Consider the following 13,359-nt stretch of genomic DNA (forward strand, 5'->3'; position numbering starts at 1 on the left):
CCGAGAGCCCCGCCGCGGGGGCGTCGATACGCACCCCTCAGCCCCCGGCCCCGCTATCCCCTAGTTCTTCACCTCTACGCCGCGCCCCGGCACCCATCTCAGGACGATGGCCACGCCAAGCACCACCACGGCCAGCAGCGTGGCGATCCACCCCAGCCCCATCGTCCACCCGGTAATGACGGCGATGGGCGCGATTACCGTCATGCCGATCTCAAAGGGGGCAAAGCCCACGTAGGCCACGCCGTATTCATTGAGGGTGCCGGACTTGAGCTTGGGGTCCACCATCTTGAGCAGCGCGATGCCCGTGGCCACCGCGGCGGTGGCCCAGCCCCAGCCGAAGATCGCCCGTTCCAGCCACGTGCGGCCGAAGAAGGTGGGCGCCACCACGAAGAAGAACACCAGGCAGTACACCGTGCCGAGCACAAACATCACCACCAGCGGCACCCAGTAATCGGCCACCACGGAAGGCACGATGGCCGCGATACCGAAGGCGATGAGGTAATCCGTGGCCGCGCCGGACAAAGAATTAATGGTGTCCCGATCCACGTAGTTGGGCTGGCCGAGCAGGCTAAGAATCAGCTTGCCCGCGATGCCCACGATGAAGGACATGATGAACAGCGGGATGGAAACCTCGGGGAATATCCCCTTAACCGCCTGATTAATCAGGTAGGCGAACATGACGGTGAGTGTGAGCACGCCCACGTGGAGGGCCACCGGCTCGATGGCCGAGGGGTTCGTCGTGGCCTTGCCGATGGAGGGGCGGGAAGCCTCCTCGTCGATGTAGCCCGAGCGCATGTCCCAGGGGAGCTTCTTGGGCATCTCCGAGGTGCGCCCGGTGCGAATACCCCAGTTGGCAAAGATCACCCCGCCTACGATGGCCGCCAGGGTGCCCACCGTGGCGGAGGTAAAGCCCAGGGTGCTCGCGGCTGTCGCCCCGGTGGCCTCCAGGGAGGAACCCACGGCCGCCGCGGTGCCGAAGCCACCCACGAAGCCCACGGGCAGCATCATGCCGAACCAATCCTCCGTGCCCCACACCGGCTCGAAGAGGAACATCCCGAGCAGGATGAATAGACCCCATTGGCCCATGAACATGCCCGTGGAATACGACCACATGGTGCGCGCCCCAGAGCGCACGGAGCGATCGAATTGCATAGAGTACGGCATGGAGGCAAAGACCACCGCGATGAGCAGCGTGGTATATGCACCCAGCTGATCCGAAAAGCCGATCCAGCCAAGCCCACCCGGCCCCAGCAGCAGACCCAACAACCCGGCGGTGATGGGGGCGGGAAGCAGCAACGCCTGAAAGACGGATACCTTGCGGCGCAGGACGTTACCTACCACCATCAAAACGGAAATCCAGCCGACATCAACAAGCAGGGAAAAAGGGGTGTATTCCACAGAGGCTCCTTCATGCGATACACGTGACCGGCTCATCTTAACCGCTCGGGTGGGTTTCTCCACCCCTGCGCGGAAGAATGGGGGCGGGGAGCGCACCCCTGCATGCCCTGATCATCGGTGCAGGCCAGAACGACCTGGCCTGCACGTACGAGTCCTACGCCGGGGGCTGATGCCCGGACGCGATTCGCGGTTCTCGACGCCCATACCGAACCGGCGGTGCGTGGCGGCATCGCCCATCTCGCCGGCCTCGCGAGTCATCGGCGGCGGTTTGCCCGCCGTGTAGTCCCCGTCGCCCGCCGAATTTTTACGGATCGGCCCTGCGACCGAGCGTGGGACTGGGGCGTGGAACACGCCGTGCGTACCCGCACCCGCGCGGGCCGGAGGGAATCCCGGCTTTCCGGCGGGGTATGCCCCCTCGGCATCCGCCGTGGGAGCTGCCTGGGCAGGCCGATTGGCGGGACGCAAGGTCGCGGAATACCAATAAAATATGGCGCGGCACTACCCCCGTCGCGGCGCCCCGAAAATAGTCCGTTTTGCCTGTTTTCCTCCGCCTTTGCCACCCCCTTAGACGAAGGTACACACCCGTGCGGCGACCTTTGGTATGGGTTGACCTCAACAAACCGCCTCTCGGGCTTTAGTATGGGTGTCATGCCCGCCGCCACGCTCGCAGAGATTGCAGATCTGATCCGGGATCATCCCGGCACTTTCCGCGATGCCACACACGGTCGTTTCTATGTGGATCATCTGGAAGCACGCTCGGTCTTTCCGCTCAAGATGAGCAAGTCTCACCTTGATCTAGCCACGTCGGTGGCCTGGGTTTTGGAACACAGCACCCCCACGGCGCTTTCCCCCAAGGCGCTGCTGCGCGTCCAGCAGATCGGCCTCGATCACCGCCGCCACGGTTTCCCCGCTATTGCCTATGCTTCTTTTGCCCAGGCTCTCAAATTTGGTCTACGCGAGGTACTGCGCGTGTCCAACGAACAGTACACGGTGGCGGCTCAGCAGGCGGAGCACCTCTTGGAGGGCCTGTGCGTGGAGATGGCGGCCGCAGCCATGGAGGCGGACGAACGGGGCGTGCCCCCGGCATACTCCGGGGAAGTCATCGACGTCCAGCGCATGAGCCGACGCATCAGCGTCGTCACCCTGGACACCGGGCTATCCATCCCCTTTTCCCCGGGCCAGCACGTGCTTACCTCGTCCACCATGCTGCCGGGCATGTGGCTTCCCATGTCCCCCGCCACCCCGCCCTCGGAGTTCGGGCAAGTGGAATTCCACATCCTGGGCGAGGACGACGCCCCCGCCCAGCGCCTCGCCAAGTCCAAGGTGGGCGATCACTGGACCTTCGGCCAGCCGAGCGGGTCGCTGTCCATCAGCGGCGAGCGCGACGTCCTCCTCCTCGCCCACTCCACCGGCTGGGCACCGCTGCGTTCCCTCCTCTTCGACCTTCTCACCTGGGAAGATCGACCGCGGGTCACCCTCTTCCTCAGCGCGGATTACCCCGGGGAACTCTACGAGCTCCCCCGGCTCTGGGCGCTGGCTCAGGCCAGTTCCTGGCTGACGGTGATCCCCTGCGCCACCACCCACGAGGACGCCTGGTGGGTCAATTCCAAGGTCACCCTGCCGGATCTCTACATCGCGGTGGCCGATTCCCCCGGCTCCCTCGCCGCCAGTCGCGGCAACTGGAATAACCACGACATCCTCATCGCAGGTCCGGAGGCTAACGCCCAGCACAGCGCCGCCGCGCTCCAGGGCGCGGGCGCGCAGCACATCCAGATCGAGGCCTGGCCGCAGGCAGCAGCCTAGAGAATAGGCAGGTCGCGGCGCGCCTGGGCCACCAGTCCCGGATCGAGATCCGCCACCACGAGTTCCTCCCCGTACCCCGCCTCCGCCAACCTCTGCCCCCAGGGGTTCACCAGCGTGGAATGCCCGATGCCGGTGGGTCCCGAGGCGCGACCCGCCGCGCCCGCACCACCCGGGCGCGCCATCCCCGCCCCCGCGATGAAGGCCCCGGTATCCAGGGCACGCGCCGCGGTGAGCGTGCGCCACTGCCGGAGCTTGCCCGGCCCATCCGCCCAGGAAGTCGGCACCACGATAAGCTGCGCCCCCCGGCGCGCAAGTTCCTGGAAGAGGCTGGGGAAACGCAGGTCAAAGCAGATGGCCACGCCCACGCTCACGCCATCGACGGCAAAGAGCACAGGCGCGGTGCCCGGCTGCACGGTTCGCGATTCCTTGGTGTCAAAGGCGTCGTAGGTATGGATTTTGTCGTAGCCGCGCGGTGGGCCGCCGTCGGCGATGAGCGCGGTATTCCACACCCGCCGGGTACCGTCATCCAGGCGATCGGCGGGGCGGAACATCCCGGCCACGATCGCCAAGCCCAGCTCCCGCGCCAGCTCACGAATCCCGGCGGCGAAAGCACCGTGGTAGTCCTGCGCCCGAGTGTCCAGCCGGCCCGTGCCAAAGGCCTGGGAGGTGGCCTCGGGGAACACCACCATGCGCGCGCCCCGATCCGCGGCCCGGCGCGAATAGGCCTCGACCGTGCGGAGATTCTCCTCCGGATTACCCGTAGCGTGTATCTGGGCCAGTGCAATGCGCATGGGGCCATGCTATGTGGATAACCACCGTTTATCCACAAGCCAACCGACCGCTTCTTTCCCTCATCGCCACCGCCAAGCTGTACTCGAAGTCATGCATCAGCTGCTCCTCACCGACTCCTTCTCCCAGCGCCTCCGCGCCGCCAGCACCCATGTTCCCCCGCCGCCACCGCGCATGGCGGGTTCCTCCCTCACCGCCGCCGCCCTGCACGCCGCCGCGGCCACCTGGGGAAACAACCTGGAGCGCGCCGCGCGCGATCGTGCCGCGTTGCTCGCGGATCTCTCGCTCCTGGACGGGCGATGCCGCGACCTCGACCGCCACACCGCCCACCGGCTCGGCGGGGGTATCGCCCCATGACGATCTCCCCCCTGCACTCATCCGAGCTCCGCCGCGCCGCCCAGGCCACCGCGGGCCTCGCCCGGCATGCCCACGCGGCCGCCGAGCAGGAGCAGGCCGATAACGTCGCGCTGCGCGAGTCTGGTATCGACGGTGCCGCCCTCCTCGGGGTCGAGCGCCTGGAGGCAGCCACCGCCCCCTGGCACGCCGAGGCGGCCCGGATGGACAAGGTAGCCGCGATCCTGAGGCGCGCCGGAACCATACACGAGGAATTGGAGCACATGGTCGAGCGCCTGCGCGGCCTCGGCAACAATTCCTTCCTCCTCACCCAGCTCGGTCGCTCCGTGGCCGCCCTGGGTTCCGCCCTCGATTGGCACTGCGCCCGGGAAATCACGCGCCTGTGTACTCCCCTGGCCGCCCCGCCGCTGCACCGCCTCGGGGCCATGGTGGACCTCCCCCTCGACGCGATTCACGAGGCCACCCTCCTCGCGGCCCCGCAGTGGCAGGACCTCGCCCGGCAATACCCGGAGGCCCGCTTCCTGGAGGCCGGCCCGGACACCGTGGCGGTGGCCTTTGGGGATCTCGATTCCGCCGCCAGCGTGACCACCTTCGTCGCCGGGGTCGGCTCCTCCGATACCGCCTCCTGGCCAACCCAGCTCGACCGCGGCCGCCGCATAGCCGAGGCCACCGGGGGCGCGGCGATCGCCTGGCTTGGTTATCGGGCCCCGGAGGGTCTGCCGGAGGCCATCGCCACCTCCCCGGCGCGCGCCGGGGCACAGGCGCTGCAGCGTTTTCAGCGCGACCTCGCCGCGCGGAACCCCGGCCAGCGGCGCGTCGTGCTGGGATACAGCTACGGTTCCGTAGTGGTAGGCCACGCCGCCGCCACCGGCCTGTTGGCCGATGCCACGGTGCTCATGGGTTCCCCGGGCGTCCCCCTGCGTCACGCCACAGAGTTCCGGTTGCGCGGCTCCGGGCCGGGCAGCGTCCACGCATTGACCGCCACCGGCGACCTCATCGAACTGGCAGCCACCGGTCACGGCGGTATACACGGCGTTGATCCCACGGCACCGGCCTTTGGCGCACGGGTCTGGCCCACTCAGCCAGGGGATCATTCCTCGTATTGGGACGATCCCCTGGTTCTTCGGGCGCTGCGGGATATCGCGGCGGGGGAGGAAGGGCAGCGGCCTAGTGCCGCGCCCGCCGGGCATCCGGGGTCCACATCACCACCGCCGTAGAGCGGGGCACGTGCACCAGCTCCCCGCCTCGGGCGACGGCGTGCCTGCGTATGCGTTCGTTGTCCGCCCGCAGCCGCGCCACCTCATCCTTGAGGTCCTGGTTCTGCCGCGTCAGCTCGATGATGGCCTTGATCCCGGCGAGATTCACGCCGTCCTCCTGGCTGAGCTTTTGTATCCGGCGCAGCATCGCCACGTCCGCACGGGAGTAGCGACGACCGCCGCCGCTGGTGCGAGCAGGTGTCACCAGTCCCAGGCGATCATAGGTGCGTAGTGTCTGGGCGTGCATTCCCGATAGCTCCGCCGCCACGGAGATCACAAAGACCTCCTCGGTGGGCTGCCCCTGGGCGATGGGCGCCGAGGGCTCCTGCTGCGCACGAGTCATGCTATTTCACCCCTTCCCATCCCTTGCGCGGGTTGAAGCCGGATTCCCGTTCCGCCTGTGCGTAGGAACGCAGGGCGCTGGTGGCCGCGGCATCGAGGTTGGTAGGCACGGTGACCTGCACCGTGACCAGGAGATCGCCCTTTTTAATGCCGCGCCCGCGCACCCGCAGGGTGCGGTTGCTGCGCGTACCCGCAGGCACCTTCACCCGCACTGGGGAATCTAGGGTGGGCACGGTGATGGTATCCCCCAGCGCGAGCTCCGCGAAGGACACCGGCACCGTAACCTCGAGGTCGTCGCCGGAGCGGGTAAATACCGGATCGGGGCGCACGTGAGCAGTCACAAAGAGGTCGCCGGAGGGCTTGCCGTTGGGGCCGGCCTCTCCCTGGCCCGCCAGGCGCACCTTTTGCCCATCCACCACGCCGGCCGGGATGCGCACCGTGATGGAACGGGTGCGGTGCACGGTACCGCGCCCATCGCAGGTAGCGCAGGGATCCTCGATGGTCTCCCCGACTCCCCCACAGGCAACGCAAGGGGCCGAGAATCCAAAGGCACCACGATTTTCCGAAGTAAAACCGGAGCCCTTGCACCGCTCGCAGGTGCTGGTGTGCCCGGACTGGGAGCCCGAACCGTGGCAGGTGCTGCAGGGGGCATCGCCGCTTATCTGAAGGGGAAGGGTGGTCCCTTTCGCCGCCTCCCGGAATTCCAGCGTGATGTCCGTTTCCACGTCCGCTCCCCTGGTTGGCCGAGCTGACTGGCGAGAATTCCCGCCGCGACCAAAGAAGCTACCGAAGATGTCACCAAGACCGCCCTCTGGAGAATAACCTCCGCCTTGTCCAAAGAAGTCGGAGTCATGGAAGCTCCCCGTCGCCCCGGACGAGCGAAACCCGCCGGGAAAACCGGTACCTCCAATCCCGCCGCTTTTCAGCATGGTACGGAAGTCGTCGTATTCCTTGCGTTTATGCTCGTCGCCCAGGATGTCGTAGGCCTCGGCGGCCTTTTTAAAGCGCTCTTCGGCCGCCTTGTCCCCCGGCTTTTTATCCGGGTGGTTCTCGCGGGCAATCTTGCGATACGCCTTTTTAATGTCCTCCTGACTCGCGGATGAGGCGACCCCCAGATCCGCGTAATAGTCCTTTTCTGCCCATTCGCGTTCCGCCACTGGGCATCCCTCCTTCCTGAAAATTATTTATCGTCTGTTCTACGCAAAAGGCACCGCTGATCTCTCTGAAGCGACCAGCGGTGCCACGGGGTATCCGCGCGTTATTCCTCGGCGGATTCGGGATCAGCCACCATCACCATGGCGTTGCGGATCGTCTTCTCGCCCAGGCGGTATCCCTGACGCAGCACGGTGCCCAGCACCTTCTCGTCGCCGGAGGACCCATCCTGCACGGCCTCGTGAACCTCGGGGTCGAAGGCCTCGCCCGCCTCGCCAAAGGCGGTCACGCCCAGGGAGTCGAGGGTGGAGTGGAGCTTCTCCGCGAAGGCCTTGAGCGGGCCTTCCTCTAGATCGCCGTGCTGCTTGGCCAGGACCAGATCGTCCACGATGGGCAGCAGACTCGCGACCACGGAGACGCGGGCTGCATCCACGGCTGCCTGGCGCTCCCGCGTGGAGCGGCGGCGATAGTTCGCGTACTCCGCGGTCACTCGCTTGAGGTCATCGGTCAGCTCGGCTACCTGATCCTCGCCCGTCGATTCCTCGACGGCCTCCGCCGCCTCCACGGGCTCGGTGTCCTCGGTTGCCTCGGCATCCACCGAGGCGGCCTCGACCTTCTCCTCTTGTTCCTCGGGCTGCGTCACTTCTTGTCACCCTCTTCGTCTACGACCTCGGCGTCCACCACGTCGTCGTTACCGCCCTCGTCCTCGGCGCCCTGCTTGGCCGCCTCGGCTTCGTAGATGGCCTTGCCCATCTCCTGGGAGTCGGTGGAGAGCTTTTCCACGGCGGCCTTAATGGCCTCCAGGTCATCGCCCTTGAGGGCCTCCTCCACCTCGGTGGCAGCGGCCTCGACCTTAGTCTTGACGTCCTCGGAGACCTTGTCGGCGTTGTCCTCCAGGAACTTGCGGGTCTGGTAGGCGGTGGACTCCGCAGCGTTGCGGGTCTCCTGCTCCTCGCGGCGCTTCTTGTCCTCCTCCGCGTGGGCCTCGGCGTCCTTGACCATGCGGTCGATCTCTTCCTGGGACAACCCGGAGCCGTCCTGGATGGTGATCGTGTTCTCCTTGCCCGTGCCCTTGTCCTTGGCGGTCACGTGCACGATGCCATTGGCGTCGATGTCAAAGGTGACCTCGATCTGCGGCACGCCGCGCGGGGCCGGGGCGATGCCGCCCAGCTCGAAGGAGCCCAGCAGCTTGTTCGCCGCGGCCATCTCGCGCTCGCCCTGGAACACCTGGATCTGCACGGAGGGCTGGTTGTCCTCGGCGGTGGTGAAGGTCTCGGAGCGCTTGGTGGGGATGGTGGTGTTGCGCTCAATGAGCTTGGTCATCACGCCGCCCTTGGTCTCGATGCCCAGGGAGAGCGGGGTGACGTCAAGCAGCAGCACGTCCTTGACCTCACCGCGCAGCACGCCGGCCTGCAGGGCCGCGCCCACGGCCACCACCTCGTCCGGGTTCACGCCCTTGTTCGGCTCCTTGCCGCCGGTAAGCTCCTTGACCAGCTCGGTGACAGCGGGCATGCGGGTCGAACCACCCACGAGCACCACCTGGTCGATGTCCGATACCTTCATGTCGGCGTCCTTGAGCACCTGGTTGAAGGGCTTCTTGGTGCGATCCAGCAGGTCCTGGGTGATGCGCTGGAACTCCGCGCGGGAAAGCGTCTCGTCCAGGAACAGCGGGTTCTTCTCCGCGTCCACGGTGATGTACGGCAGGTTGATGGTGGCCTGCTGGGAGGAGGACAGCTCGATCTTGGCCTTCTCCGCGGCCTCGCGCAGGCGCTGGAGGGCCATCTTGTCCTTGGTCAGGTCGATACCGTTGCTGCTCTTGAACTTCTCGACCAGCCAGTCCACGATGCGCTGATCCCAGTCGTCACCGCCGAGCTGGTTATCGCCCGCCGTGGCGCGCACCTCCACCACGCCGTCGCCGATCTCCAGCAGGGAGACGTCGAAGGTACCGCCGCCGAGGTCGAAGACCAGGATGGTCTGCTCCTCGTCGTTCTTCTCCAGGCCGTAGGCCAGGGCGGCCGCGGTGGGCTCATTGACGATGCGCAGCACGTTAAGGCCCGCGATCTGGCCGGCCTCCTTGGTGGCCTGACGCTGCGCGTCCTCGAAGTAGGCGGGCACGGTAATCACAGCGTCCGTGACGTCCTCGCCCAGGTAGGCCTCCGCGTCCCTCTTGAGCTTCTGCAGGGTGCGGGCGGAGATCTCCTGCGGGGTGTACTTCTTATCGTCAATGGCCACGGTCCAGCCGTTCTCACCGATATGCCGCTTGACGGAGCGAATGGTGCGATCGACGTTGGTCACCGCCTGGTTCTTGGCGGACTGCCCCACCAGCACCTCGCCGTTCTTGGCGAAGGCCACCACCGACGGGGTGGTACGAGCGCCCTCCGAGTTAGCGATAACGGTGGACTCGCCGCCCTCCAGCACGGACACCACCGAGTTCGTGGTACCGAGGTCGATTCCCACTGCACGTCCCATTGTTCTTCCTCCTGTTTTATCCTGTTGCGTCTTATGTTCGAGCCCGAGCCCGCCCGCCTTCATGGCGGGCTGCTCAACTCCAGGCCCACACTAACAGACCTCATTGAGCCGAACACGCTCAAGCCTACATCCCCCTCAACGCACCCCCAAGCAAAGTTGTTCCCACACGACTCAATTTTTTTGTTTTTGCAGGTCACGGGGACACGTCACCGGCGATAGCGCAAAGCCGACACGGCCGCATCCCGTCTATCCGGACAGGCAGTCTCGACGACCATGCCGCTTCGACACTCCCGCCTCGGTCTGCAGTATCCGGCATTAAGGTATACTGGAGAATCCTTAACCCCACATCGATAGGAGTTTTCTATGAACCGTCGCCTGGCGATCATTCCCGCAGCCGCACTGGCCCTCGGCCTGACCGCGTGCAGCAGCGATACGAACGATAACCCGGTGACCACGGAGATCGTCACCGTCACCGAGGAAGCCCCCCAGGCCTCCTCCACCGCTACCGATGCCCCCAGCACGGAAACCAAGGATGAGGCGGCCACGGCCACCACCGACGCCGCCCTGGCCGCCGCTCAGGACGCGCTCAAGGCCCACTCCGACGGCATCATCACCGAGATCGATCGCAAGGGCGACGCCTACGAGATCGACATGATCGTCGGCGACGAGCACCTGGAGCTCATGGTGGATGCCAAGGGACAGGTGATGGAAACGAAGCGCGAGCGCGAGACCGACCTCGACGACCTCAACGAGGCCCGCAACGCCACGGTGAGCGCCGAGGAAGCGATCCGTGAGGCGCTCAACCAGCACCCGGACGGCGTCCTCGACGGCATTTCCCTCGACGAGAAGGACGGCTCCCTGCGCTGGGAGATCGACCTCGACGACGCCCAGGGGCACGATCTGGCGGAGTTCAAGATTCCTGCCGCCTAGACATCTCGGCATGACCACGCGCCCCTCGCCGGCTTTTCTACCAGCGAGGGGCATGACTGTATCTGACAACGAGGTGGACCTGCTCAATGCCGTGAAAGCTGGCGCAACCAGCGAGACGCCCCCCTGTCAACAGCAGTGTCGAGCACTAAGATCCCGACAACGCGAAGATCACCACCATCGAGAACAATCAGGGCGAGACCTCCAACTTCGTCACCGTGCCCTACTTTAACGAGGAAGGAGACAACTACCTCAGTAACGTCCCCCTCGGAGACAATTCTTCTGACAATGACGCGTACGATGAGATCGTCGAGGTTTTGCCCGCACCTCGATAAGCTGCATTCTCGACGCCGATAGGCATCGGTCATAGTGTCCTAGGGTTCACCCCCTTCTCTTTCCCCCGGAACAGCAGCGGGATTTCAAGGCGGTGCGCATCGGCCAACCGAACCCAGGTCCACGGTCACAGGGCAGGCACTGCGCACCGAGCAGATGTATCCCCTTGCCACTAGCGTTATCGCACTCATCCTCCACTACAGCGCCCGCTGCGGCGCGTGTTGGCGGAAGCCGCGGTGAGCGATTTCTCCATGCTCTGGCTGCTGCTGCCCAGGCTGGCCCCCTGGATTCTCGCTCTCACGGTGGGGGCAGTAACGGGGCGCTCGCCACCCAGGACACGTCCTTCCTCCACGACCCCGGCAGAATCTTCTCCCTGAGCTTGTGGTGGACGGTACCCGTGGCGGTGGCAGCCCTGGGCTCCCTCGCGGCCTGCGTGGCTACGCTCCTATCGAAAAACGATTAATTGCCGTAGCCTCGTGAAACTATGAGTGAAAGTAACAACAACGGCGCACAGGCCACCCCCGCCGAGGGCACCCTCGACGACTTGACCGCCGCCGCCGAGGCGCCGACCGGCCTCGACCCCACCGACCGCTCCGTCATCCTGGGCCGCGACGGCCGCTGGCTCGCCGGCTGGGCGCTGCGCTTTATCATCCTGGTGGCCGCCGGGGCGATCCTATGGCGGGGGCTGGGCCTGATCTGGGTGGGCCTGCTCCCGGTCATCCTCGCGCTCATCGTCTGCACGGTGCTGTGGCCCCCGGTGGCCTTCCTGCGCAAGCGCCGCGTCCCCGCCGCCCTGGCCGTCTTGGTCACCATCGTGGGGTTTTTCGCGGTGGTCATCGGGATCTTGAGCGCCATCGCGCCGTCGGTAGCCAAACAGATACCGGAGCTGATCGACCGCGCCTCGGCCGGTATCAGCCACGTACAGGACTGGATCCAGGGCCCGCCGCTCAACCTCGACCTCGGGGAGTTTGACGGCATCCTCCAGGAGCTCACCTCCATGATCCAGTCCCAGGGATCCCACATCGCCTCGGGCGTGTTCTCCGGGCTCTCCTCCGCCTCCTCCGCGGTGGTCACGCTGGTGCTGACCCTGGTGCTCAGCTTCTTCTTCCTCAAGGACGGCCCCCGCTTCCTACCCTGGCTGCGCAAGCACATCGGCCCCAACGTCGGCTGGCACCTCACCGAGGTTCTCTCCCGCTCCTGGAACACCCTGGCCGGATTCGTGCGCGCCCAGGCCCTCGTGTCCTTCGTGGACGCCTTCTTCATCGGCCTGGGGCTGGTGCTGCTCAAGGTGCCGCTGGCCCTGGCCCTGGCCATCATCACGTTCTTCGCCGGTTTCATCCCCATCATCGGCGCCATCACCGCCGGGGCCCTGGCCGTCATCATCGCGCTGGTCTCCAACGGCCTGACCAACGCCCTGCTGGTGCTGGCGATCATCGTGGCCGTGCAGCAGCTCGAGAGCCACATCCTCCAGCCCATCATCCAATCCAAGGCCATGAACCTGCACGCCGCCGTGGTACTGCTCTCCGTGACGGTGGGCTCCGCGCTCTTCGGCATCGTCGGAGCCTTCCTCGCGGTGCCCGTGGCGGCCGTCTTTGCGGTGTGGTTCCGCTACCACTCGGAGATCGTCGCACTGCGCGCCGGGGAGATCACCATCAACGATATCCACATCGCAACCGCTCAGGGCGAGGCGCTCACCGCCAGCGAGGGGGTCAGCGCGGTGCGCCAGCGGCTCAGCCGCCTCACCCGACGCGGCGAGGCTGCGGCCGAGGAGGAGCAGGCCTCCTCCCCGAGCCCGGAGAAAGACGAGGAATGAGCGCCTGATGCTCACCCGATCGACGAAACGACCGGGGCCACGCCATCTCCGCCGGGAATCCATAGCGCGTAAGACCCCCTCTTTCCTACGGCAATCGGGTTACACCGATGAAATTACCCTCCCCGCATCCCCCTTTTTCTTTTCCTCATACACTATTCTTGCCTTATGCCTACGAGTAACGCCTCTGTGTCTCGGATAGCGGACGCATGGCCGCCTGCACGGCCCTCTCCGAGGCCCTGGGTAGGGGTCAGCTCTCCGTGAGCGAATTCGATGCCCGCAGCGCACAGGCCTACCGGGCGACGTATCGCGACGAGCTGGCCGCATTAACCCACGATCTCCCCGCCCCTGCCACGGCCCCACCGCCCGCGTTCCCCACCGCGGAGAAGGAGAAAACGTGGGTATTGCTCAGTTCCTCGCGCACATCCCTCGTGGCGCTCCCGGAGAGACACACCGTGGTCACCGTTCTTGGCAATCTCAAGCTCGACCTGCGCAACACGCACTTCTCCTCCCGAAATACCACCATTCATGCCCAGGCACACCTGGGCCATATCACGATTATCGTGCCGCCGGAGGTTCGCGTCCAGATGGACGGAACCAGCATTCTCGGCCTTTTCTCTCACAAGCGGAAAATCCCGGAGGGGCCCTCGAGCAATGGCCCGGTTCTGCGCATCACCGGCCTGGCGCTGCTGGGCGGAGTGAAGGTAGTCACCAAGCCGGTGTAGA

At 65.9% G+C, this 13,359-nt stretch carries 12 protein-coding genes and 1 pseudogene; 7 read left to right on the plus strand and 6 right to left on the minus strand.

Annotated elements, in window-relative coordinates:
• Positions 1 to 60: 60 nt before the first annotated feature.
• Positions 61 to 1,398 (minus strand): sodium:glutamate symporter, encoded by a 1,338-nt coding sequence (locus H7347_RS04205; RefSeq protein WP_186337222.1) that lies wholly within the window; start codon positions 1,396 to 1,398, stop codon positions 61 to 63.
• 648 nt (positions 1,399 to 2,046) lie between these two features.
• Between H7347_RS04205 and H7347_RS04210 the strand changes: the two genes are divergently transcribed.
• Positions 2,047 to 3,201 carry a hypothetical protein gene (locus tag H7347_RS04210; RefSeq protein WP_152821631.1) on the plus strand — a complete coding sequence of 385 codons (1,155 nt, stop codon included), beginning with the start codon at positions 2,047 to 2,049 and terminating at the stop codon, positions 3,199 to 3,201.
• Here the strand turns inward: H7347_RS04210 and H7347_RS04215 are convergent.
• The gene (locus tag H7347_RS04215) at positions 3,198 to 3,992 is read right to left on the minus strand and encodes a carbon-nitrogen hydrolase family protein (protein WP_152821633.1); all 795 of its coding nucleotides are present in this window, start codon (positions 3,990 to 3,992) and stop codon (positions 3,198 to 3,200) included. The two genes, H7347_RS04210 and H7347_RS04215, sit on opposite strands and share 4 nt — an antisense overlap.
• Positions 3,993 to 4,083: 91 nt before the next feature.
• Here H7347_RS04215 and H7347_RS04220 point away from each other — a divergent pair, with 91 nt between their 5' ends.
• Both H7347_RS04220 and H7347_RS04225 read left to right on the plus strand, forming a co-directional pair.
• Positions 4,084 to 4,347, plus strand: a complete 264-nt coding sequence (locus H7347_RS04220; RefSeq protein ID WP_152821634.1) for a hypothetical protein — start codon at positions 4,084 to 4,086, stop codon at positions 4,345 to 4,347.
• A complete protein-coding gene (locus H7347_RS04225) occupies positions 4,344 to 5,561 on the plus strand; it encodes an alpha/beta hydrolase (RefSeq protein ID WP_186337223.1) in 1,218 nt (405 codons plus the stop codon). The genes H7347_RS04220 and H7347_RS04225 overlap by 4 nt, the downstream gene beginning before the upstream one ends.
• Here the strand turns inward: H7347_RS04225 and H7347_RS04230 are convergent.
• From H7347_RS04230 to dnaK, 4 genes are all read right to left on the minus strand, one after another.
• Positions 5,512 to 5,943 (minus strand): heat shock protein transcriptional repressor HspR, encoded by a 432-nt coding sequence (locus H7347_RS04230; RefSeq protein ID WP_152821638.1) that lies wholly within the window; start codon positions 5,941 to 5,943, stop codon positions 5,512 to 5,514. The two genes, H7347_RS04225 and H7347_RS04230, sit on opposite strands and share 50 nt — an antisense overlap.
• A 1-nt stretch (position 5,944) precedes the next feature.
• Complete coding sequence (gene dnaJ / locus H7347_RS04235) at positions 5,945 to 7,099, minus strand: molecular chaperone DnaJ (protein WP_186337224.1); 1,155 nt, start codon at positions 7,097 to 7,099, stop codon at positions 5,945 to 5,947.
• Positions 7,100 to 7,200: 101 nt separating this feature from the next.
• Positions 7,201 to 7,737, minus strand: coding sequence for a nucleotide exchange factor GrpE (grpE, locus tag H7347_RS04240; protein ID WP_186337225.1), 537 nt, complete (start codon positions 7,735 to 7,737; stop codon positions 7,201 to 7,203).
• Positions 7,734 to 9,563, minus strand: coding sequence for a molecular chaperone DnaK (gene dnaK, locus H7347_RS04245; protein ID WP_152821640.1), 1,830 nt, complete (start codon positions 9,561 to 9,563; stop codon positions 7,734 to 7,736). Before dnaK ends, grpE begins: the two co-directional genes overlap by 4 nt.
• Positions 9,564 to 9,926: 363 nt before the next feature.
• Between dnaK and H7347_RS10880 the strand changes: the two genes are divergently transcribed.
• The 4 genes and pseudogenes from H7347_RS10880 (at position 9,927) to H7347_RS10705 (ending at position 13,358) form a co-directional block, all read left to right on the plus strand.
• Positions 9,927 to 10,493, plus strand: a complete 567-nt coding sequence (locus tag H7347_RS10880; RefSeq protein WP_186337226.1) for a PepSY domain-containing protein — start codon at positions 9,927 to 9,929, stop codon at positions 10,491 to 10,493.
• Positions 10,494 to 11,307: 814 nt separating this feature from the next.
• A complete protein-coding gene (locus H7347_RS04255) occupies positions 11,308 to 12,636 on the plus strand; it encodes an AI-2E family transporter (RefSeq protein ID WP_152821643.1) in 1,329 nt (442 codons plus the stop codon).
• Positions 12,637 to 12,836: 200 nt separating this feature from the next.
• Positions 12,837 to 12,965, plus strand: a pseudogene (locus tag H7347_RS10700) (DUF1707 domain-containing protein); the annotation flags it as partial.
• Positions 12,951 to 13,358 carry a LiaF domain-containing protein gene (locus H7347_RS10705; protein WP_370513910.1) on the plus strand — a complete coding sequence of 136 codons (408 nt, stop codon included), beginning with the start codon at positions 12,951 to 12,953 and terminating at the stop codon, positions 13,356 to 13,358. The pseudogene H7347_RS10700 and the gene H7347_RS10705, both read left to right, overlap by 15 nt.
• The last annotated feature ends 1 nt before the right edge of the window (position 13,359 follow it).

Source organism: Corynebacterium sp. zg-331 (assembly GCF_014267345.1).
Taxonomy (GTDB): domain Bacteria; phylum Actinomycetota; class Actinomycetes; order Mycobacteriales; family Mycobacteriaceae; genus Corynebacterium.

What these genes read in the sequence shown, in the direction of transcription:
- H7347_RS04215 (WP_152821633.1), bottom strand. Translation starts at nt 3,992, where the DNA reads ATGCGCATTGCACTGGCCCAGATACACGCTACGGGTAATCCGGAGGAG.
- H7347_RS04225 (WP_186337223.1), top strand. Translation starts at nt 4,344, where the DNA reads ATGACGATCTCCCCCCTGCACTCATCCGAGCTCCGCCGCGCCGCCCAG.
- H7347_RS10880 (WP_186337226.1), top strand. Translation starts at nt 9,927, where the DNA reads ATGAACCGTCGCCTGGCGATCATTCCCGCAGCCGCACTGGCCCTCGGC.
- H7347_RS04230 (WP_152821638.1), bottom strand. Translation starts at nt 5,943, where the DNA reads ATGACTCGTGCGCAGCAGGAGCCCTCGGCGCCCATCGCCCAGGGGCAG.
- H7347_RS04220 (WP_152821634.1), top strand. Translation starts at nt 4,084, where the DNA reads ATGCATCAGCTGCTCCTCACCGACTCCTTCTCCCAGCGCCTCCGCGCC.
- dnaK (WP_152821640.1), bottom strand. Translation starts at nt 9,563, where the DNA reads ATGGGACGTGCAGTGGGAATCGACCTCGGTACCACGAACTCGGTGGTG.
- H7347_RS04255 (WP_152821643.1), top strand. Translation starts at nt 11,308, where the DNA reads ATGAGTGAAAGTAACAACAACGGCGCACAGGCCACCCCCGCCGAGGGC.
- H7347_RS04210 (WP_152821631.1), top strand. Translation starts at nt 2,047, where the DNA reads ATGCCCGCCGCCACGCTCGCAGAGATTGCAGATCTGATCCGGGATCAT.